The sequence below is a fragment of the Massilia frigida genome (assembly GCF_011682175.1).
GTDB lineage: Bacteria > Pseudomonadota > Gammaproteobacteria > Burkholderiales > Burkholderiaceae_D > Telluria_A > Telluria_A frigida.
Window position 1 is genome coordinate 83,867 of record NZ_WHJG01000018.1, and the last position, 22,319, is coordinate 106,185.

Sequence of the window (22,319 nt, forward strand, 5' to 3'; positions counted from 1 at the left end):
ACGCACAACGCGAGCCGGCGCCGAAGAAAAAGCAGCTTCCCAAGCGCAGGCCTTCGGCGGTACGCGTGGTCAAACCAAGCAATGAACATGTTATCGACGCCGGTAACGTGGCATTGGCGGCGCGTCTTTACGCCAGCGGCAAGACTGAACACGACATGGCGCAGCACTGGCTGCTGTCCAACCCGGAACGCGCCGCGTACGCGCTGATCGCGCCTGGCGGACCTGCCCAAGCCGAAGAAAACCGACGACGCAGCCTTGTCAGCACGGGCGATCGAGCGCTTCAAACTTCTCAAGAAGGATGCGCGCACCATCGCCGCGCAACAGGTATTGCGCCTCGAGAGCGCCATGTGCACGCAGCGGCGCTGGCATCCGCATGCCTTCCGCGCCTTTTTGGCGACGCACCCGCTGCTGCGCCACCTGGTGCAACGCCTGGTGTGGGGCACCTACAGCACTGATGGCGAGCGCCTGCTGGCCTGCTTCCGGGTCACGGCGGACGGCGCCTTTACCGATGCCGGCGACAACGCCATCGACCTGCCCGGCGACGACAGCGTGCGGATCGGCGTGCCACATGCGCTCGACCTGGCGAGCGCCGATGCCGCCGCCTTCGGCCAGCTGTTCGCCGACTACGAACTGCTGCAACCGTTCGCGCAGATCGGCCGCGACACGCACCACCTCGAGGCCGGCGAACGCGGCGAACACGCGCTGCGGCGCTGGGAAGGACGCAGCGTCACCACCGGCGCCCTTCTCGGCCTGCTCAACCGCGGCTGGCGGCGTGGCGAAGCGCAGGATGGCGGTTCGATCTGGGACTTCCGCAAGCCGCTCGGCGCAGGCGCCATGGCGTCGCTCGGCATCGCCCCCGGCATCGTGGTCGGCATGATGCGCGAAGGGGAAGTGCAGACCGTCGGACCCGTCCTGGTCGGGCGCGTGGGACAATGGGACACCCTCGACACGTCCGTCGCCCTTGGCGCGCTGCCGGCGGTCGCGGTCAGCGAATTGATCCGCGATATGGAATATGTATGCGCCTTACCCGGCCGGCACAGCGACACTGACAGGACACATGATGCGGCGATTTGAATTGAGTGATGGCGTTTCCGACAAATTCTGGGAAGTCGAGCAGGCTGGGTGCGACGTCAACGTCTGCTACGGCCGGATCGGCACTGGCGGCCAGCGCCAGTCCAAAACCCACGCGGACGAGGCCATGGCCGCTGCGGCCCTGGCAAAACTGGTGCGTGAAAAGACCGCCAAAGGCTACGTGGCGACGACGTCCGGCGCATGCATGCAGGCGCCGCCGGCACCCATGCCCACCCCTGTCAAACCTGCGCCGAGCGTACCGGCGCCGCTACCGTCGCCACCGATGCCCGTAGCGCCCGCACCATCGCTCGTCGGCATGGCCGCGCCATGGCTGGCCGCTGGGCCGGCACTCGATATCCCGCCCGATATCGCCGCGCTGGCCCTGCCCTCGCGCCGCTTTCCCGGTGCGCCGCCACAGGGCGACGCCGAGCGCGCATGGGCGGTGTACCTCAAGCATGCGCGCCAATTCTGCCCAGCAGGCGTCGATATGTGCGATAAAGACCTGCGCGATGGCGTTGCCGAGGCCACCCGGCGCATCGAGCAGGGTTCGCGTGACGGCAGCCTGCTGTCTGACGCCATCATGTTGTCGGTCTCCGCGCGATTCCGACTGCCCTGCGATGGCAGCGACGGGTTTCCCTTCCTTGACTTCCTGGCCGCAGAAAAAGGATTGCCACATGCGCTGGAAGTGCTGCTGACAGCACTGGAAAACGTGGTGGCCGAGCAACTGCTCGACACCTCGGGCGCCGAGCCGGTCGCGTGCTGGCGGGTGCGCGCGCCGGGTGATGAAATCCACCGCTTGACGACAACCGAGCTGGCATTGCGACGGCACCTCGCGCACGCCAGCCAGATCGACTGGGACCGGTGCGTGCACCTGGCCCGCGCCAATGTAGTGCGCCTGCCGCCACGGCGGCGTCCCCTGCTGGCCGTTATCCTGCCCGACGCCACCGACCTCGCCGACCTGATACTGCAGAACAGCGCAAACCCGATGGATACCGTCTCCATGTGGATGAACCTGATGACCGCTTCCCCTCTGGTCAGCATGGCGCTGATCTCGATCGAGGCCACTGGCAGCAGGCTGTCGGACGACGACGCCCACACTGCCCTGGCCACGCTGGTCCAGGAGCGCGGTAGCGGGGCCATCGCACTGCTGCAAAGGTGCACCGAAACCGACCGGCTTGCCGAAGCGCTGATCTGGTTCGGCACGCCGGAGGCGATCCAGGCGCTGGGCCGCGACCTGATCCTCGCGGGCGACTATTTTGTGCGCCAGCGCAGCATCAATGCGCGCCTGCGCCTCCAGCGCGCCGTGCAGCGCTGGCCGCTGGCGTCAATTGCCGGCCTGGCTGAACTGATTGCCGCCGACCAGCAGGTTCCCCACCTGTTCCGCGCAATGCTGATCACACTCGCCTACGACCACGCCGACAACCTGGCCGCTTTCAGGCCATGGATTTCGGCACCGGCGGCAGCCTTGCTCGACAGCCTAGCGCCGGACCATGCCAGCCACGCGCTGGCCGACAGTGCCGATCTGCCGCCCGTGCTGGCCAATCCGCCCTGGCTGGCGCCGCGCAAAAAAGCGGCGCCAGCCCTGTCGCTGGCAGCGCTGCCGCTCGCTCCTGTCGAGCGCTGGAGTGACGACGAGCGCGAGCAAATGCGCATGGACGAGCGCCTCACCATCTACCCCTATCTCGACCATACTCACAGCGCGCCGAGCCAGGCTGGCGCAGCCATCGCGGCCGGCGACGTGCCCGCCCTGATCGCCATATGGGAGCAGGCGGCGCGCAATCGCGAGTACTTCAGCGCTTGCGTGCGCATCATCGCGGACATGCCCGCGCCGTTCAGCCTGGCGGTATGGAATGCATGCGCCCAGCACCCGATCAATTCCCCCGGCTATGCGGTTGCCACCTTCGGCCTGCGTGGCCTGCCCGCCCTGGTGGCCATGTGCGAGCACCACCCGGCCGAAGCCTTGCGTTATACGCGCCACATCGGTGCGGTCGAACTGGGTCTGCCGATTGCGCGCGCCTACATGACACTGAAGACCAAGGCCATACGCGCCAGCGCGCGCGAGTGGCTGCTGGCGTATCCCGAACACGCAGCCTGCGCCCTGCTTGCGCCTGCGCTGGGCAAGGCCGGCAGCGCGCGCGAACACGCCGCCGATACCTTGCGCATGCTGGCCGCCGCAGGCCACGATGTCCTGTTGATGGAGGTGGCCGCGCGCTACGGGCAACTGGCGGCCGGCACCGCGCTGCGCGCCCTGCTCGACCAACATCCGCTTGACCTCTACCCTGCCAAATGGGGCGCGGCACCGCAATTCTGGCGTCCGCGCGACTGGCCCCGCCCGCGCCTGGCCAGCAACGGCAAGGCACTGCCGGATGCGGCGATCGAAGCGTTCGGCGACATGCTGCGCTTTCCCCGTAACGAGCGCGTGTACGCCGGCCTGGCCCAGGTACAGCGGGCCTGCACGCCGGACTCGCTGACCACGTTTGCATGGAATCTGTTCCGCGCATGGGAGGACGATGGCGGCAGCGCGAAGGATAACTGGGCGTTTTCCACCCTCGGCATCCTGGGTGACGACGCCATCGCCGACAAGATCGGCCCCATGGTGCGGGCCTGGCCGGCCGAAGCCCTGCATGCGCGCGCTGCCGGCGGCGTCGAGGTGCTGGGCGCGATCGGCACCGATGCCGCCCTTCTGCAATTGAGCGCGATCGTGCGCCACTTCCATTCCGGCAGCCTCAAGGAAGCGGCGCGCGCGAAAATGGCGCAGATCGCCGAGGCGCGCGACATGCCCCCCGAAGAACTGGAAGACCACCTTGCGCCCGACCTTGGACTGGACCAGCAAGGCGTCCTGCGGCTCGCCTTCGGTACCCGCCACTTCGTGGTCGGCTTCGACGAAGCCTTGCGTCCCGTCGTGCGCGACCAGTATGGCACGCAGCTGTCGGATTTGCCCAAGCCCCGGCAAAGCGATGATGAGGCGCTGTCGCGCGCGGCAGTGGAGCGCTACAAGCAGCTCAGGAAAGATGCGCGCAGCATCGCCTCGCTTCAGGTAAACCGCCTGGATGCGGCCATGCGTACCCGGCGCCGCTGGAGCGTGGACAACTTCATGAAGCTCATCGCCGGCCATCGGCTGGTGCGCCACCTGGCGCAGCGCCTGGTGTGGGGTATGTATCGCGACCAGCGCCTGCAAGCATGCTTCCGGCTCGGTGCCGACGGTGCCCTCACCGATGGCGCCGACGATGCTTTCTTGCTGGCGCAGGAGGACGGCATTGTCGTCGGCATCCCCCATCCGCTCGATATGCAGGGCGGCGACCTGGCCGCGTTCGACCAGCTGTTCACCGATTATGAACTGACGCAGCCGTTCACGCAGATCCACCGCGCGACGTATGCGCTCGACCCTGCCGAACTGGCGTCGGACCGGCTGCTGCGCTGGGACGGCATGGTAGTAGCAAGCGGCAGCATCATGGGCCTGGCGAACCGGGGCTGGCGCCGTGGCCGCACGCTCGAGCGCAGCTTCGTTCGCGAATTCAGCAAGCCCCTGGGCGATGGTCGCCTGGCCCAGTTGCAGTTCGAGCCGGGCATCGTGATCGCCGCAATGGACCAGTATCCCGAACAGACCGTGCAACTGGTGCTGTTCGGCGACTCCGACCGGCATGGCAATGTCGACCCGGGCGTGCCGCTGGCCCAGCTCGACCCGGTGGCGGCCAGCGAACTGATTCGCGACATCGAACTGCTGCGCGCCTGATACGGCGCTCCTCCACTCACCATCTGCGCATGTTGACCATCTGCGCATGTTGATCATATGCAGTCCCTGATAAAGCCAATGACGAGAACATGAGACGATTTGAATTGAACGATGGCGTGTCCAGCAAATTCTGGGAAGTCACGCAAGATGGCAGCAGTGTCACGGTGTGCTTCGGCAAAATCGGCAGCAGCGGCAAGGCGCAGACCAAACATCACCCTGACGTGGCCGGCGCCGCGGTGGCGATGGATAAACTGATACGCGAAAAAACCGGAAAGGGCTACGTCGAAACCGGCGCCGGCACCGTTGTGCAGGCAGCCACGCCCGCGCCGTTGCCCGCCATAGCACCAGCGCATGAACCAGCGCCCGTGCCACCAGCCGGCATCGCGCCATGGCTTGCGGTGTCGCCCTTGATCGATGTGCCGCCCGCACTGATGGCGCTTGCCCTGCCGACGCGCCAGTACCCTGGAACGCCACCGGTGCTCGACGCCGACAAGAGCTGGACACGATTCCTGAAACGCGCACGGGAAGTGCCGCGCATTGATGCCAAACACTGCTGTCCTTTGCGCAAAGAGGCAATCGTTGAAGCGACAATCCGTATTGAACAGGGCTTGCGCAGCGGTTCGGCCGCGTCCGACGTCATTCTGCTGGCTGCGTCGACCGTCTTCGACCGGGAGAACGCCGTTTGCGCCGACACGAACTTCCTCGACTTCCTGGTGGCGGAAAAAGGGCTTCCCTACGCCTTGCTCACTTTAATTGAGCTGGAAAAAATCAATATCGATCTGGGCGCGTCGCACCGGCATGAAATCTCCATGTGGAATGCGGAATATCGGTCTTCTGAAGGAACTTTCGGCGCGTATTCCAACGTCGAACTGGCGCTGCGCACCCATCTCGTCCATGCGCCGCAGGACGTATGGCAAACATGCGTGCAGATCGTGCGCGATAAGCTGAACGATATTCCGCTCAGGCGGCAGCCATTATTCCCCGTGTTGCTACCCGATGCGCCCGAGCTGTCCGACGCCATGGTCCAGCGCGGCGACTATCTGCACGACATGACTGGATGGCTGCGCATGACCGTGCGCGAGCCCGAAAGCCTGGCCTTGCTCGACAGCGTCAGCGCTACCTACACCCTCTTTTATGACAAGCCGGCATTCATCGCCACGGCGATCAGGGACCGCGGCGTCGATGCGATAGCAGTGCTCAAACATGGCGTGAGCGTCGGGATCACCGCCGATGCCATCGCCGGTATCGGCACGCCGGACGCCATCCGCGCACTCGCACTGGCCTGCGGCATGGACAACGGCAGTCCCTCCCGGCTCGCAGCGGCAGCGAAGCGCTGGCCATGGGCGGCCCTTGCCGGCTTGAGCGAACTGCTCGGCCACGACAAGCAAGCCCCTGGTTTGGCGCGGTCGGCCTTGAGCCGCCTGGTTCCCGACCATATTGCAGACCTGCCCGCGTTGCGCCCATGGCTCTCGCCCGCCGCGCTCACCGTGCTTGACGATATGGCGGCGCGCTTCTGCGCTCCGGGCGACATGGCCCACAATGCCGATTTACCGGCGGTGCTCCAAAACCCGCCATGGATGGCGGCCCGCAAACCACGCCCCAAGGCGCTCCATCTGGCACCTTTGTTCCTGCCGCCGGTCGAACGCTGGAGCGCCGAAGAGCGCCAGTCGGTGCTCGACGAGAGGCGCCATAAATATAACCCGTATGAACAGACCAGCTTTGTCACGCCGGCCGATCTGATTACCGCCGGCGATGTCGATGCTGTCGTCGCGCTGTGGAAAACGCACCAGAACCCGCGCATGAACCTCCATGCCGAAGTGCGGCTGATTGCCGATCTGCCGCCGCCGTTCAACAAGGCTGTGTGGACGGCGTTGGCAAAGCACGAGTTCAATTCCCCCGGATATGCGATCGCCACGCTTGGCCTGGACTGCCTGCCGGGCCTGGTCACCATGTGTGAACTACGGCCGCAAGAAGACTTGTGCTACGCGCTGCACTTCGGCGCCGTGGAGCTGGCGTTCCCGGTCGCGCACGCAATGGCGACACTGAAGAACAAGCCTGCCCGCGCAATCGCGCGCCGCTGGCTTCTGGCCAACCCGGAACACAGCGCCTGTGCACTGATCGCACCTGCCTTGGGCAAGGCCGGCAAGGCGCGCGACGACGCCGCCGCCGCACTGCGCCTGCTGGCTGACAATGGCCACGGCCAGGTAGTGACGGACGTCGCGCGCCGTTATGGGAGCGCGGCGGTCGACAGCGCCATGAAAGCGATGCTCGACGAAGACCCGCTCGACCTCCATCCTGCCAACATCCCCACCCTGCCGGGCCTGTGGGCGCCGCGCAGCTGGTACCGACCTCGCCTGCGCAGCAACGGCAAACCATTGTCCGACGAGGCGCTCGGCCTGATCGGCATCATGCTGCAATTCCCGCGCAGCGAGGGGGTGTATGCCGGGCTCGAACAGGTGCGGCAAGCCTGCACGCCGGCGTCGCAGAACGCCTTTGCATGGGACCTGTTGCGCGCCTGGCTCGACCTCGGCGGCGACCCATCCGAAAAATGGGCGTTGACCGCCCTCGGCGTCTTCGGCAATGACGACAGCGCCCGCAAGCTCACGCCGCTGATTCGCGCATGGCCTGGCGAAAGCCTGCATGCGCGCGCCGTGATCGGACTCGATGTGTTGGCCGGCATCGGGACCGACCTGGCGCTGATGCTCCTGAACGGCGTCGCGCTCAAGCTCAAGTTCAAGGCGCTGCAGGACAGCGCGCGCGAAAAAATCAAGCTGATCGCCGACGCGCGCGGCCTGACGCAGGAGGAACTGGAAGACCGCCTGGCGCCCACGTTGGGACTGGACGATCAAGGCTCGCTGCTGCTCGATTTCGGTCCGCGCCAGTTCCGGGTTGGCTTCGACGAAGCGCTGAAACCATTTGTGCGCGACGCCGGCGGCATGCGCCTGGCCGACCTGCCCAAGCCGAACAGGAGCGACGATACGAACCTGGCGGCAAGCGCTGTGGATACCTACAAGCTGCTCAAGAAGGATGCCCGCAGCATCGCCGCGCAACAGGTAAAACGGCTGGAAGCGGCGATGTGCTCGCGCCGCCGCTGGGACGGCGACGCCTTTCTCGCGCTGCTGGCCAGGCATCCGCTGGTGCGGCACCTGGTCCAGCGCCTCGTATGGGGCGTCTACCAAGCCGATTCGTCTTGCGGGGGGGGCCTGGCCGGCTGCTTTCGGGTCGGCCCCGACGGCGCACTGACGGACGCCGCCGACGACGCCTACGTCATGCCGCCAGGGGCGCGCGTCGGCATCGCGCATGCGCTCGAGCTGCCCGCCAGCGATGCGGACGCATTCGGCAAGCTGTTTGCGGATTATGAATTGCTGCAGCCCTTCCCCCAGATCGGCCGCGAGACATATGCGTTGACGCAGGACGAACTGGCCACCAATGAACTGCTGCGCTGGGTGCACCTGGAAATGCCGGCCGACCGTCTGATGGGTTTGACGAACAAAGGCTGGCATCGGGGAAAAGCACGCGACGCCGGTGGCATCTGGGCTTACAACAAGGATATCGGCGCGGGGTGGACCGTGGAGCTGGGGATCTATCCGGGCCTGGACGTGAATAACCTCAACGACAACTCGGAACAGACTTTACAGGCGGTCAAGGTCGGCACGATCAACCAATGGGGTGACATCGGCACGCCGCAGCCGCTGTCGGTGCTCGATCCGGTTGCCGCCAGCGAGCTGATTCGCGATCTCGAATTGTTGCGCGCATGAGAAAAGACGTTATCATCTCGGCAAATCCACAGCCGGTGCACGACAACCCTTCATGAGTCGGACCACAACAATGAGCAAAACCAAAACCGCAGCGATGCAGCGCCCACCGGCCGAAATCCAGTACGCCGGCGAGCTGGCCACGCTGGCCAAGGGCGACAAGGCGCCACGCCCGCCCGGCTGGGCCCTGAGCCTGAACGCGGCGCGCGCCTTCATCAGCGGCGACGAGGCCCTTGGCATCGAACGCAAGGTGGTGGCGCCGGTCGCCGCCATCGAGCGCATGCTGGTGACCCTGGCCACCGGGCGCGGGCTGATGCTGGTCGGCGAGCCTGGCACCGCCAAATCGATGCTGTCGGAGCTGCTGGCTGCCGCCGTGTGCGGGCGCTCCACCCTCACCATCCAGGGCGGCGCCTCGATCACCGAGGACCAGATCAAGTACTCGTGGAACTATGCGCTGCTGATCAACGAAGGCCCGAGCCCGCGCGCGCTGGTGCCGGCGCCGCTGTACCACGGCATGCGCGACGGCCTGATCGTGCGCTTCGAGGAAATCACGCGCGCCCCGCTGGAGGTGCAGGACTGCCTGCTCGGCATGCTGTCGGACCGCGTCATGGCGGTGCCCGAACTGGAAAACGAGCACGCCATGCTGTACGCGCGCGAGGGCTTCAACATCATCGCCACCGCCAATACGCGCGACCGTGGCGTCAATGAAATGAGCGCCGCGCTCAAGCGGCGCTTCGACTTCGAAACCGTGTTCCCGATCCTCGACTTCGGACACGAACTGGCGCTGGTGGAGCAGGCCTCGGCCCGCCTGCTCGAGCGCAGCGGCATTCCGCACCGGGTGCCGGGTCCCATCCTCGACCTGCTGGTATCGACCTTCCGCGACCTGCGTTCCGGCGGTGGCAAGGGCGCACCGGACGGCATGGACAAGCTGTCCGCCGTGATGTCGACCGCCGAAGCGGTCAACGTGGCGCATGCGGTCGGCGTGCGCGCCTGGTTCCTTGAGCAGCGCGCCGGCAACGCGGCCGACCTGGTCGACTGCATCGCCGGCACCGTGGTCAAGGACAATCCGGACGACCGCGCCAAACTGCGCCGCTATTTCGAGCAGCGCGTCGCGCGGCGCGATGGCAAGCACTGGCGCGAATACTTCAACGCGCGCCACCGCCTGCCGTGACACCGGCTTCGCAGCGCGAGCCGCTGATCATCGGCGTGCGCCACTTCAGCCCCGCTTGCGCGCGGCTGGTGGTGCAGCGCATTGCCGAACTGCGTCCGCGCCACGTGCTGATCGAAGGTCCGGCCGACTTCAATGCGCGCCTTGGCGAACTGGCGCTGCCGCACCGGCTGCCGGTGGCGATCTACAGCTACTTCTCGGCGGCCGAAGACGCGGTTGAACGGCGCGCCTCGTGGTCGCCGTTCGCGCTGCATTCGCCCGAATGGCAGGCCATGCAGGCCGCGCGCGAATGCGGCGCGCAACTGCGCTTCATCGACCTGCCGGCCTGGCACGACGCCTTTGCGCACATCATGAACCGCTACGATGACGACGCTCCCGACGCGGCGGCAGCCTACGAAGACGCCTTGTGCCGCGCAATGGCGATCGACGGCCGCGACTCGCTGTGGGACCACCTGTTCGAGGGCGAGCTGGCGGCCGATGAACTGTCGGCCCGGCTCGACGTGCACTTCGCCCATCTGCGTGCTGGCGCCCCCGGTTCGCCGGGCAACCAGGCGCGCGAAGCGATGATGGCGCGCCACATCGCCTGGGCCATGCACCAGGACGACGGCCCGGTGGTGGTGATCTGCGGCGGCTACCATGCGCCGGCACTGGCGGCGCTGTGGCGCACAATTCCCGCCGCCGATTGCGCCAGCGAGCCGCCGGTACCAATCCCACCGGGCGCGCCCGGCCTGCGCTATGGTTCCTATTTGGTGCCCTACCATTTCAAGCGCCTCGACGCGTACGAGGGCTATGCCTCCGGCATGCCCTCGCCCGCCTGGTACGAATGGGCATGGACGCTCGGCCTGGCCGGCGCCGGCAAGGAACTGCTGCGCACCGTGCTGGCGCGCCTGCGCGCGAAAAAACTGCCCGCCTCCACCGCCGACGTGATTGCGATTCACAGCCGCGCCAAGGGCCTGGCGCGCATGCGCGCGCATCCGACGCCGCTGCGCAGCGACTGGCTCGATGCGCTGGCCGGCAGCCTGGTCAGCCAGGCGCTGGACGTGCCCCTGCCCTGGACCTACCGCGGCCGCGTGCGCGCGGGCACCGATGCGGCGCTGGTGGAAGTGATGGCGGTGCTGGCCGGCGACGCCGTCGGCGAACTGGCGCCCGGCACGCCGCAGCCGCCGCTGGTGGCTGCGGTCGACCTTGAACTGTCGGCGCTCGGAATTGTTGTTCCAAGCCAGGTCAGCATCGACCTGCTCGATGCGGCCCAGCGTGCGCGCAGCCGCGCGCTGCACCGCCTGGCCCTGCTCGACATTCCCGGCATCGTCCGCACCACGGGACCTAAGCTGGCGCTCGGGCGCGGCCAGCAAGAAACCTGGGACGTGCGCGCACCGCTCGAACAGCGCGCCGCCCTGATCGAAGCGGCCACCTACGGCGCCACTCTGCACGACGCGGCCCGCGCCCGCCTCGAAGAAATCCTGCGCCAGCATCCCGCCGGCAGCAGCCGTATCGGCGCCATTACCGGCGCCCTGAACCGCGCCGCCTTTGCCGGCCTGGCCGATGTGAGCGAACGCCTGCTCGGCGAGCTGCACGACGCCATTTGCCAGGAAGCGCACTTCGGCGAACTGGGTGGCCCGATGCAGGTACTGTTTGCCTTGTACCGCCACGGCGACGCGCTCGGCGTGAGCGGCAGCGCGGTGCTGCAAACAGCCATCGGCGCCGCCTTCGACCGCGCCCTGTGGCTGGCAGAAGCGGCCGGCGGGGTGGCGCCGACGGAGCAGGATGCGCACGTCGCCACCTACAGCGCCATCGCCATGCTGGTGCGCGAAGCACGCGCCACCGCGCTGCCCGGCGTCGAAGCGTTGCGCGCGCTTGCCGTGTGCCGGCGCGTGGCCGCCAGCGCCGACGCGGCGCCCGTCAGCCGTGGCGCGGCACTGGGCCTGCTGCTGGCCAGCGATGCCGATCCCGATGGCGGCGACCTGGCCAGCGAACTGCTCGCCTCCCTGCCCCCGTCCATGGTGGGCGACGCGCTGGCCGGCCTGCTGGCACTGGCGCGTCAGTGCCTGTGCGAAGACGCGCGCTTCGTCAGGGCGCTCGACGCGCTGGTGCGCACTTTGGACGGCGCCGACTTCGTGCTGGCGCTGCCGGCGATGCGCGCCGCCTTTACCTGGCTGCCAACCCAGGAACGCGGCGCGCTGGCGGCCGATGTGCTCAAGCTGCACGGCGCCGGCCATCGCTCGCAGCGCTCCCTTACCGGCCGCCTTGCCACGGCGCCCGAACTGCTGGCGCGGCACGACGCGCTCGAACGCGACGCCATCGAGCGCCTCGCCATCTGGGGAATCGCACCATGAGCGCCCCATTGACGCTACCCGATCCGCTGGTGCGCTGGCGCCTGCTGCTGGGCGAAGCCGCCGAAAGCTGCATCAATTGTCCGTCCGGTGCGGCCAGCGCCGCCGACGAGGCCCTGGAGTGGCTGTACGGGCGCGATCCCGAGCGCCTGGCGCGCGGCGAACGCCAGCAGTCGCAGGACCGTACCGGCTCGCCCGACGGCGCGTCGGTACTGAGCACGCCCGACTGGATCAACGCCATCCACGAATTGTTCCCGCAAGAGGTGATCGAGCGGCTCGAACGCGACGCGGTCGAGCGCTTTGGCATTGATGACGTGGTGACCAACCTGGAAGTGCTGGAGCGGATCGAACCATCGGAGACGCTGCTGCGCGCCGTCCTGCACACCAAGCACCTGATGAACCCCGACGTGCTGTCGGCGGCGCGCCGCCTGGTGGCGGAAGTGGTGCGCCGCATCATGGAAAAACTGGTGACCGAAGTGCGCCAGGCGTTTGGCGGCAGCCGCGACCGACGGCGCCCGTCGCGCATCGCGGCGGCCGCCAATTTCGATTTCAAGCGCACCGTGGCCGCCAACCTGAAACACTGGGACCCGGAGCGGCGCAAGCTGTACATCAAACGGCCGGCCTTCATCAGCCGCGTCAAGCGCCACGCCGAGCGCTGGGACATTATCCTGCTGATCGACCAGAGCGGCTCGATGGTCGATTCGGTGATTCACTCGGCGGTGATGGCGGCCTGCCTGTGGCAGTTGCCCGGTATGCGCACTTCGCTGATCGCCTTCGACACCGCGGTCGTGGACCTGACGGCCGATGTGTCCGACCCGGTCGAACTGCTGATGAAAGTGCAGCTCGGCGGCGGCACCAATATCGCCGGCGCGGTGGCGTACGCGCAGTCGCTGGTGGTTAATCCGCAGCGCACGGTGGTGGTGCTGGTCAGCGATTTTTACGAAGGTGGGCATGACACGGAACTGGTCAGGCGCGTACAGGCGCTGGTGTCGGCTGGCGCCACCGTGCTGGGCCTGGCGGCGCTCGATGCTGCCGCCAATCCGAGCTACGACCGCGAGACGGCGGCGCGCCTGGTACGCGTTGGCGCTCACGTGGGCGCCATGACGCCGGGCCAGCTGGCCGCCTGGCTGGCGGAGAAAATAGCGCAATGAGCACCCGTACCGATTTGCTGGAACTGAGCGTGGATGCGCTGACCGCCTTGTCGAACGCGGGGTTTGTAAAACGCGCGCAGAAAGATGTGGTCGAGGGCAAGCTGCCCGAGATCGAGCAGCAGGCCGACGGTACCGTGCTGGCGCGCTACGCCGATGGCGTGACGACCACCCTGCCACCCGGCCTGCCGCTGCGCGAGGCACGCTGCAGCTGCCCCGCCACGGGCCTGTGCCGGCACCGGGTGACCCTGGTGCTGGCGTATCAGTCCACATACGCCGGCGGCGCCGCCGAGGCAGTGGCCGACGCAGCGCCGTGGTGCCCGTCGACCCTGGCCGGCGCGGTCGATCTGCTGCCGCGCACGACGCTCGAGCAGGCGCGCCGCATGGCGGCCGCGCGCCCGGCGATCCGGCTCACGGCCGGGTCAACGCCGAATGCGCGCCTGCCGATGTGCGACGTGCGCTTTTTGTCGCGTACCAGCCTGGCGCTGGCGCGCTGCGACTGCAAGCAGGCCGAGAACTGCGCGCACATTGCGCTGGCCGTGTGGGCCTTTGCACAGGGCCAGCGCCAGCAGAGCGGCTTTGCCAGCATGACGGTGGAGCTGGATCTGGCTCCCGACGCAGCGCGGGCGCCGGTGCAGGATGGTGGCAGCGCGGTCGAGGCGATCGTGGGGCTGGCGTCCCAGCTCTGGCTCGACGGCACCAGCCAGAGTCCCCTGATCCTGGACACGCGCTTCGAAAAGGCGCTCCAGGAAGCCAGCCAGCTCGGATGGCGCTGGGTGGTCGAAGCGCTGACCCAGCTGCGCCAGGCGGTCGCCGGCCAGCATGCGCGCGCCAGCAATGCCGATCCGGCCACGCTGCTGCACCTGGTGTCGATGCTGATGGCGCGCCTGGGCGCGGCGCGCGCGCGCACGCCCCTGCCGGCCAGCCAGATCCTGGGCGTGGGCGTTTCCGGTGAAGTAGCGCTCGACCACCTGCGCCTGGTGCCAATGGGCAGCCAGTGCTGGTCCGACGAGGCGGTCGACGGCGTGCGCATGATCTGGGCCGATCCCGACACGCTGGCCGTTACGATCATGGAAAAAACCTGGGCGCGCGCCGACAGCGGCACCACTGCCATTGCGCTGCGCGACCGGCGCCTGGTCGGCATGCCGCTGCACCGGCTGGCGGCCAGCCAGATCGTCACCAACGCGGCCAAACGGCGCGCCAATGGCTTGCTGACGGTCGGCACCGGCGCCACGCAGACCTCGGCGCTGCCGCTGTCCGGCGGCGCCTGGGACACGCTGGCAAGTCCGCTGCGCCAGCCCAACGTGGCCAGCCTGCGCGCGCACCTGCGCTCCCTGCCGCCCGATTTCGTGCGGCCGCTGCACGCGATCGAGCATGTGCACGTGGTCCCGGTGGTGGCGGTCGTCGACTGCCTGTGGGATGCCGCCAGCCAGACCCTGTGCGCACGCGTGCAGCTGGCCGCCGGTGATGACAATCTGTTGCTGCTGCGCCTGCGGCACGACGCCGCCACGCCGGGCGCCATCGATGCGCTGGCGCGCGCGCTGGACGATAATCCGCTGGCGGTGGCGGGCAGCGTATCGAGCGAGGCCGGGCAACTGAGCATGACGCCGCTGGCGGTGCTGACGGCGCAGGGCTTGCAGGTGCCGCAACTGGCGGCGCAAGGCACACCCGCCAATCTGGCGCGAGGCCAGAGCGACGACAAGAACGCGCTGCATGAACTGCTGGAAGGGACGATGAATCTGCTGGCGCAAAGCCTGCGCCAGGGAGTGCGGCATCAGGGCGATGGCGCCGCGGTGCGCGCCACGGAACAGGCGTCAGCGCTGCGCGCGGCAGGCCTGACGCGTTGCGCCAACGCCCTGGCCGCAGCGCTGGAGAGCGTGAAAAGCAGCGACCCGAGGATTCTGCCGGAGCGGCTGGCAGCGCTGTACGCGCTGCTGCACACCCTGGCGAACGACAGCTAGCCGGCCAGCGCCGACTGAAAATCGTCGAGCAGGTCGGCCGTGTCTTCGATGCCGACCGAGACGCGGATCAGCGATTCGGCGATGCCCATGCTGGCGCGCCGCTCGGCGCCCATCTCGTAGAAAATGGTGTGCGAGACTGGAATGACCAGGGTGCGCGTATCGCCCAGGTTACTGGCGGAGATACCGAGCTTGAGGCGGTTGAGGTAATCGAAGCAATCGATGCCGTCTTTCAGTTCGAAACTGAACAGCGAACCGTACGCCTTGAACAGATCGCGCGCCAGCGCATGCTGCGGATGCGATGCCAGGCCCGGGTAATACACGGCCGCCACGCGCTCATCGGCTTCAAGCATGCGGGTGACCGCCAGCGCATTGGCCGAGGCGCGCTCCATGCGCAGCGCCAGCGTTTCCGCCCCCACCGCGATATGGTGAGCCGCTTCCGGCGCCAGCGAGGCGCCGAAGTCGCGCAGGGCCTTGGCGCGCAACTGCGCCATGCCCCACTGCGCCGGCGCATTGCGCTTGTAGTTGGCCGCAATGTTCGGGAACGCGCTCCAGTCGTACTCGCCGGTGTCGGTCAGGCTGCCGCCGAGCGCATTGCCGTGGCCTCCAATGGACTTGGTCAGCGCATTCACCACCAGCCCCGCTCCGACCGTTTTAGGCCGGAACAGGTAGGGCGAGGTCATGGTGTTATCGACCACGAACAGAATGCCGCGTTCCCTGCACAGCTGCCCGATGCGGGCCAGGTCAGCCACCTGCGTGCGCGGGTTGGCGATGGTTTCGACGAACACCAGGCGCGTGGCGGGCGTCAGCGCCGCTTCCACGTTGGCCACGTCGGTCGCATCGGCAAACGCCACCTCGACGCCCTGCCCGGCGGCCGTTTGCCACAGGCTGTTGGTGTTCCCGAACAAGAAAGACGACGACACGACGTGGTCCCCGGCGCGCAGCAGCGCCTGGAACACGGCGCCAATGGCCCCCATCCCGGTCGCGAAGCACAAGGTCGATACGCCATCTTCCATCTTCGTGATCTTGTCTTCGAGCGCGGAGATGGTCGGATTGCCCTGGCGGCCGTAGCGAAACCCCGGCTCCTTCCCCTGGAACACCGACGCCAGCTGGCGCGCATCGTTGTAGCCGAAGGTGACCGACGTGTGAATCGGCTTGTGCAGCGACCCATGCTCGATCGGCTTTTGCCGGTCGTTGTGCAGGATGGTCGTGGTGAAGCCGTAGCTTTTCTTCTCGCTCATCAATTACTCGGCGGTCGCCAGGTTCAGATTGAGCTGGGTGCGCGCCGCGTCTTCGGCCGGTGCGGCTTTCGGATTGTGGCGCGCGAATTCCAGCCGGTCCAGGTACGCAGGCGTGACGTCGCCGGTCACGTACACGCCGTCGAAGCAAGATGCCTCGAAGCTGGTCAGCGCCGGGTTCACGTCCGAGATCGCGCGCTTGAGCGCATCGATATCCTGGTACACCAGGGCGTCGGCCGTGATCTCGCGGCAGACTTCCTCGGTGCTGCGGCCGTAGGCGATCAGTTCATCGCGGGTCGGCATGTCGATGCCGTACACGTTCGGGAACAGCACCGGAGGCGCGGCCGACGCGAAGAACACATTGCGGGCGCCCGCTTCACGCGCCATCTGCACGATTTCCTGGCTGGTGGTGCCGCGCACGATCGAGTCGTCGACCAGCAGCACGTTCTTGCCCTTGAATTCGGAACCGATCGCGTTGAGCTTCTGGCGCACCGACTTGCGGCGGATCGCCTGGCCCGGCATCAGGAAGGTGCGGCCGATGTAACGGTTCTTGATGAAGCCTTCGCGGTACTCGACGCCCAGTTTCAAGGCCAGCTGGATCGCGGCAGGACGCGAGGAATCGGGAATCGGCATGACCACGTCGATCTCGCCCGACTTGAATTGCTGGCGCACCTTGTCGGCCAGGTACTCACCCATTTTCAGGCGGGTGGCGTAAACCGAGGCGCCGTCGAGGATCGAATCCGGGCGGGCCAGGTACACGTACTCGAACGCGCACGGATTCAACGACGGATTGTCGGCGCACTGGCGTTCGTGCAGCTGCATGTCCATGTCGATGAACACCGCTTCGCCCGGCGCGATATCGCGCAGGAAGCGGAAGCCCATGCCTTCCAGCGCCACCGATTCGCTGGCCACCAGGTACTCGGTGCCGTTGTCGGTTTCGTTGGTGCCGATGCACAGCGGACGGATGCCGAACGGATCGCGGAAGGCCAGCAAGCCGTGCCCGGCGATCTGGGCGACGACGGCGTAGGCGCCGCGCACGCGCCGGTGCACCGCAGCGACCGCCTTGAAGATCGAATCGGGATCGAGCGTGAAGCCGGTGGTCGATTCCTGGATTTCATGCGCCAGCACGTTGAGCAGCACTTCCGAGTCGGAGTCGGTGTTGATGTGACGGCGGTCATTGCGGAACATCTCGGACTTGAGCTGTTCCTGGTTGGTCAGGTTGCCGTTGTGCGCGAGCGTGATGCCGAACGGCGCATTCACATAGAACGGCTGCGCTTCTTCCTCGCTGGACGAACCGGCGGTCGGATAGCGGCAGTGGCCGATGCCCGAGTTCCCCTGCAGCGAACGCATATTGCGCGTGCGGAAAACGTCGCGCACGAGGCCATTGGCCTTGTGCATGGAAAACATATTGGAATGACTGGTTGCGATTCCCGCCGCATCCTGACCGCGGTGCTGCAACAGCAGCAAAGCGTCATACAGCACTTGATTGACGGGGTTATTCGAGACGACGCCGACGATGCCACACATGGTGCGCTCCTAGAGACTGGACCTACTGATTTTAAAAAATGTCAAAACTGAACATGCCGCGCCAAATCAGCGGGCAACAATGTCTTTACCATCCGCGCGCCCTCTTCCGCCATGGGGCTCGATACCGCCTTGGTCCAAAAGGCCTGCTTGGGCAGCTCGGTCATGCCGCACAAGATGACAGCGGCCAGCACGATCACCACCCCGCGCGCGAGCCCGAACGCAGCGCCCAGCAGGCGGTTCGCCGGGCTCAATCCCGTGGCCTTGACCATCAGGTCGACCGCCATCATGACCAGTCCCATCAGGATGCGGGTGCCGAGGAACAGCGCCACGAAGGCGACCATCAGGCGCACCGTTTCGCCGGGGATCACCGACAACATGGGCGCGAGCCTGGCGCCGTAGGCGTTGGCGACGACGAAGGCCACCACCCAGCTGATCAGCGACAGGATTTCCTTGACCAGACCGCGCAGCGTGCCGATGATGAGCGACGAAATGAGGATCACCAGCACCACATAATCGAACTCGGTCACCGCGCATCCGCCCCAACGTGTGTCATCAGCCCGGGACCATGATGCCCGACAGTCCCATCTTGCTTAACTTGGCGCGCACTTTTTCGGCTTCATCCTTGCTGAACGGGCCCACCTGCACGCGAATCCGGTCGCCCGACTGGGTCGGTATCTTGTGCGTGAACGAGCGGATGCCGGCGCCACTCAATTTGGCCTGCAATTCGTTGACTTTTTCCTGGGTGGCCAGCGCGGCGACCTGCACCACGAAGCGCTGGTTCTCGTCGACAGCCTTCTCGGGCGCCTTGCCTTCGAGGATGGACATGGCGCGCTGGGCGTCCTGCGCTGGCGGCTTGACGGCCGGCTTTTCCTTTTCCTCGGCCTTGGGCGGGGCCTTGACGACGGCGGGTTTTTCAACCGGCTTCTCGACTGGCTTCTCCACCACTTTGTCGATGTGCTTGTCGGGCGCCTTCTCCACGTGCTTCGCTTCCGCGACTTTAGGTTCGGGTTTCGGCTCAGGCTTCGGTTTCTCGGGCTTGGCGACCACTTTGGGCTCGGGCTTGACGACGGGTTTCGGTTCCGGCTTGACGACCGGTTTTGGTTCCGGCTTGACTACCGGTTTTACCTCGGGCTTCACCGCCGGCTTGACTTCTGGCCTGGCCACGGTCTTGACCTCGGTCTTGACCTCGGTCTTGGCCTCTTCCTTCGGCACCGGCCTTTCTTTCGGCAGCGTCACCATCGGCACTGGCGGCACGTCGATGATTTCCTCGCGCTTGTCGAGCGCATCGGCGGCAGCCACGGCGCGCGGCTGCGCCTGCGGCGCGACCTTGTCCTTGGAGGGAATACGGATATCGATGTCGCCGGCCAGCGGCTGGGGTTCGGAATCGAGCACCATCGGCAAGCCGACCGCCACGCCGAGGGCCAGCGCGACGGCGCCTACCAGGCGGCGGCGCGCACGTTTCTTCTCGGGCAGCACGGGATCGGCAGCCGCGCGCGCATCCTTGCCGCGGCGGGCGCCAGGCTCGCCTGCGGAAGATGCGCGTTTGGAACGGGCACGGGCGGCGACGCTGTCGTCGTCCGACTTGGAATAATAGCCACTATCTTCCGTGGATTCTTGCTTGTTTTTATTGAGGAACGAGAACAAGCCCATGCGTTTTTCTTCAGTGATGTGAGATTTTTCGGGCAGCCATCACACCGGCGACGGTGTAGAAGGAGCCAAAGACCACAATTCTATCATTCTCCCCGGCTCGACTCATTGCATTTGCAAAAGCCTGGGCTGGATCGGCGAAGGTGGTGACGCTGCGTTCGCCCGGTTTGGCGTCGCCCGCCGGCAGCGCCGCCAGGGTAGCGGCCAGCGTTTCCGGGTCGGCGCTGCGCGGCGATGGCAGGTTGGCCACGCACCAGTGGTCGACATGGGGCGCCATCGGAGCGGCCACGCCATCGATATCCTTGTCCTGCATGATGCCGAAAACGGCATACGTGTAGGGATGGAAGCCCATGTTGCCGAGGTTCTGGGCCAGGGCCGATGCCGCGTGCGGATTATGGGCGACGTCGAGGATGACGGTCGGGCGTCCCGGCAGTACCTGGAAGCGCCCCGGCAGCTCGACCACCACCAGCCCGGTGCGCACTTCCTGCGCGCCCACCGGCAGCTCGAAGCGCAGCACTTCCAGCGCGGCCAGCGCGGCCGAGGCGTTGAGCAGCTGGTTGGCGCCGCGCAGGCTCGGGTAAGCCAGCGAATTGCGGCGCTGTTCGCGCCCGCCATAGTTCCACTGCTGCTTGTCGCCGGAATAATTGAAGTCGCGGCCCAGCAGCCAGAGGTCGGCGCCAATGGCTTCGGCGTGTGCGATCAGGGACGGCGGCGGCACCGGGTCGCTGCAGATGGCCGCTTTACCCGGGCGGAAAATGCCGGCTTTCTCGAACCCGATCTCCGCGCGCGTGGTGCCGAGGAAGTCGGTGTGGTCGATATCGATCGAGGTGACGATGGACACGTCGGCGTCGATCACATTGACCGCATCCAGACGCCCGCCCAGGCCCACTTCCAGGATCGCCACGTCGAGCGTTGATCCGGCCAGCAGGTGCATGATGGCCAGGGTGGTGAATTCGAAGTACGTCAGGTCGGTGTCGCCGCGCTGCGCTTCGACCGCGTTGAAGCTGGCGATGAGGGCGTCATCGGACGCCATGTCGCCATTGATGCGGGCGCGCTCGTTGAAGTCGAGGAAGTGCGGCTTGATGTACAGGCCCACCTTGTAGCCGGCGCGCAGCAGGATGGCTTCGAGCATCGAGCAGGTCGAGCCCTTGCCGTTGGTGCCAGCCACCATGATGACCGGGCAGCTGAACGCCAGATCAAGGCGTTCCTTGACCTGGCGCACGCGCTCGAGGCCCATGTTGATGTGGACTTCGGCGTGGCGCGATTCGAGCAGGGCCAGCCAGGCGGGCAAGGTGGTGGGGAGTGTGGACATGAAAAGAGCCTGTAAAAACAACGGCGGCTCATGGGAGCCGGGCATGCATGCCCGTCCGCCATGAACCGCGATAAAACAACTGGCGTCAACCAGTCAGAATAGTCGATCAGGCCAGGACTTCAACCGCCTGGTCTTGCAGCAGCGCGAGCAGGCGCGCGATTTCTTCGCGCATCTTGCGGCGGTCGACGATCATGTCGACCGCACCCTTGGTGACCAGGAATTCGGCGCGCTGGAAGCCTTCAGGCAGCTTTTCGCGCACGGTGTTCTCGATCACGCGCGGGCCGGCAAAGCCGATCAGCGCTTTCGGCTCGGCGATGACGACGTCGCCCATGAAAGCGAACGAGGCCGATACGCCGCCCATGGTCGGGTCGGTCAGCACGCTGATGAACGGCAGCTTTTTCTCGGACAGCTTGGTCAGCATGGCCGTGGTTTTCGCCATTTGCATCAGCGACAGCAAGCCTTCCTGCATGCGCGCGCCGCCCGTGGCGGTGATGCAGATGAATGGCACTTTTTGCTCCAGCGCGATCTGGGCGCCGCGCACGAAGCGCTCGCCGACCACGGAACCCATGGAGCCACCCATGAATTCGAATTCGAAGCAAGCCACGACCACCGGCAGGCTCATGATGGCGCCGCCCATGACGATCAGCGCATCGGTCTCGCCGGTCGCTTCCATCGCCGCTTTCAGGCGGTCGGGGTATTTTTTGCTGTCTTTGAACTTGAGCGTATCGACCGGCAGGGTTTCCTGGCCGATTTCATAGCGGCCGCCTTCGTCGAGCAAGCCATCGAGGCGCTCGCGCGCGCGGATGCGCATGTGGTGGCTGCATTTCGGGCAGACGTGCAGATTCGATTCGAGGTCGGTACGGTACAGGACGGCTTCGCAGGAGGGGCACTTGACCCACAGGCCTTCGGGCATGGTCTTGCGCGCGGCAGCGTCGGAACGCTGGATTCGTGGGGGCAGTAGTTTCTCTAACCAACTCATACATTCTCCTTCTGCGGCATCTTAGTGGTCGGTAGTTTAGCCGTTAAGACACTGCTTGTCGAACACAACGGAATGAAAATTACTCTTTAAACATTCTTTTCGGTCGTGGCATGGCGGTTGGATCGTCAACTCAGCAGCACGGTTCCCCGTGCGGCGCGACGGCGTGCGATGCGTTATGCTCCAGGCATGAATCCCTTGCATCCTAAAAAATTACTGCTTTCAAAATGGACAGCGCTGGCTCCCGCGAACCAGGAGAAGCATTTCATTGTCATCAAGGTGATCGAGCCCGAGCAGCCCGGCGAGGCGGTGGAATGGGTCGAACTCGATGCCGTGCACAGCCGGCAGACGCGGCGCATCGCATGCAAAACCCTGCGCGACGAAACGCAGTGGCGCCAGGGTTGGCTGTAGGGAAATCGCAGCCGGATCAATGATCCGGCTGCGTTCGACGCTAGT

General features: G+C 66.4%; 14 protein-coding genes. 8 read left to right on the plus strand and 6 right to left on the minus strand.

Going from position 1 to position 22,319, the window contains the following annotated elements:
- The first annotated feature begins 222 nt into the window (after positions 1-222).
- The 7 genes from F2P44_RS18165 to F2P44_RS18195 all read left to right on the plus strand — a co-directional run bounded on the left by F2P44_RS18165 (position 223) and on the right by F2P44_RS18195 (position 15,166).
- Positions 223-1,074, plus strand: a complete 852-nt coding sequence (locus F2P44_RS18165) for a DUF4132 domain-containing protein (protein WP_267877614.1) — start codon at positions 223-225, stop codon at positions 1,072-1,074.
- The gene (locus tag F2P44_RS18170) at positions 1,061-4,804 is read left to right on the plus strand and encodes a DUF4132 domain-containing protein (RefSeq protein ID WP_167088454.1); all 3,744 of its coding nucleotides are present in this window, start codon (positions 1,061-1,063) and stop codon (positions 4,802-4,804) included. Before F2P44_RS18165 ends, F2P44_RS18170 begins: the two co-directional genes overlap by 14 nt.
- Positions 4,805-4,893: 89 nt before the next feature.
- Positions 4,894-8,562, plus strand: a complete 3,669-nt coding sequence (locus F2P44_RS18175) for a WGR and DUF4132 domain-containing protein (RefSeq protein ID WP_167088455.1) — start codon at positions 4,894-4,896, stop codon at positions 8,560-8,562.
- Between the two features lie 70 nt (positions 8,563-8,632).
- Entirely contained in the window at positions 8,633-9,730 is a 1,098-nt protein-coding gene (locus F2P44_RS18180; RefSeq protein ID WP_229423610.1) for an ATP-binding protein, read from the plus strand.
- On the plus strand, positions 9,727-12,060 hold the full coding sequence (locus F2P44_RS18185; protein ID WP_167088457.1) for a DUF5682 family protein: 2,334 nt from the start codon (positions 9,727-9,729) through the stop codon (positions 12,058-12,060). Before F2P44_RS18180 ends, F2P44_RS18185 begins: the two co-directional genes overlap by 4 nt.
- The gene (locus F2P44_RS18190; RefSeq protein ID WP_167088458.1) at positions 12,057-13,208 is read left to right on the plus strand and encodes a VWA domain-containing protein; all 1,152 of its coding nucleotides are present in this window, start codon (positions 12,057-12,059) and stop codon (positions 13,206-13,208) included. Before F2P44_RS18185 ends, F2P44_RS18190 begins: the two co-directional genes overlap by 4 nt.
- Positions 13,205-15,166 (plus strand): YehQ family protein, encoded by a 1,962-nt coding sequence (locus tag F2P44_RS18195; protein WP_167088459.1) that lies wholly within the window; start codon positions 13,205-13,207, stop codon positions 15,164-15,166. The genes F2P44_RS18190 and F2P44_RS18195 overlap by 4 nt, the downstream gene beginning before the upstream one ends.
- Here the strand turns inward: F2P44_RS18195 and F2P44_RS18200 are convergent.
- The 6 genes from F2P44_RS18200 to accD form a co-directional block, all read right to left on the minus strand.
- A complete protein-coding gene (locus F2P44_RS18200; RefSeq protein ID WP_167088460.1) occupies positions 15,163-16,404 on the minus strand; it encodes a cystathionine gamma-synthase family protein in 1,242 nt (413 codons plus the stop codon). The genes F2P44_RS18195 and F2P44_RS18200 overlap by 4 nt on opposite strands.
- A 3-nt stretch (positions 16,405-16,407) precedes the next feature.
- Positions 16,408-17,928, minus strand: a complete 1,521-nt coding sequence (purF, locus tag F2P44_RS18205; RefSeq protein WP_167088461.1) for an amidophosphoribosyltransferase — start codon at positions 17,926-17,928, stop codon at positions 16,408-16,410.
- Between the two features lie 41 nt (positions 17,929-17,969).
- Positions 17,970-18,455 (minus strand): CvpA family protein, encoded by a 486-nt coding sequence (locus F2P44_RS18210; protein WP_167088462.1) that lies wholly within the window; start codon positions 18,453-18,455, stop codon positions 17,970-17,972.
- A 25-nt stretch (positions 18,456-18,480) separates the two neighbouring features.
- On the minus strand, positions 18,481-19,578 hold the full coding sequence (locus F2P44_RS18215; protein WP_167088463.1) for an SPOR domain-containing protein: 1,098 nt from the start codon (positions 19,576-19,578) through the stop codon (positions 18,481-18,483).
- A 10-nt stretch (positions 19,579-19,588) separates the two neighbouring features.
- Positions 19,589-20,887, minus strand: a complete 1,299-nt coding sequence (folC, locus tag F2P44_RS18220) for a bifunctional tetrahydrofolate synthase/dihydrofolate synthase (RefSeq protein ID WP_167088464.1) — start codon at positions 20,885-20,887, stop codon at positions 19,589-19,591.
- A 106-nt stretch (positions 20,888-20,993) separates the two neighbouring features.
- A complete protein-coding gene (accD, locus tag F2P44_RS18225; RefSeq protein WP_054263957.1) occupies positions 20,994-21,866 on the minus strand; it encodes an acetyl-CoA carboxylase, carboxyltransferase subunit beta in 873 nt (290 codons plus the stop codon).
- Between the two features lie 117 nt (positions 21,867-21,983).
- Between accD and F2P44_RS18230 the strand changes: the two genes are divergently transcribed.
- The gene (locus tag F2P44_RS18230; protein ID WP_308610211.1) at positions 21,984-22,274 is read left to right on the plus strand and encodes a TIGR02450 family Trp-rich protein; all 291 of its coding nucleotides are present in this window, start codon (positions 21,984-21,986) and stop codon (positions 22,272-22,274) included.
- Positions 22,275-22,319: the final 45 nt, after the last annotated feature.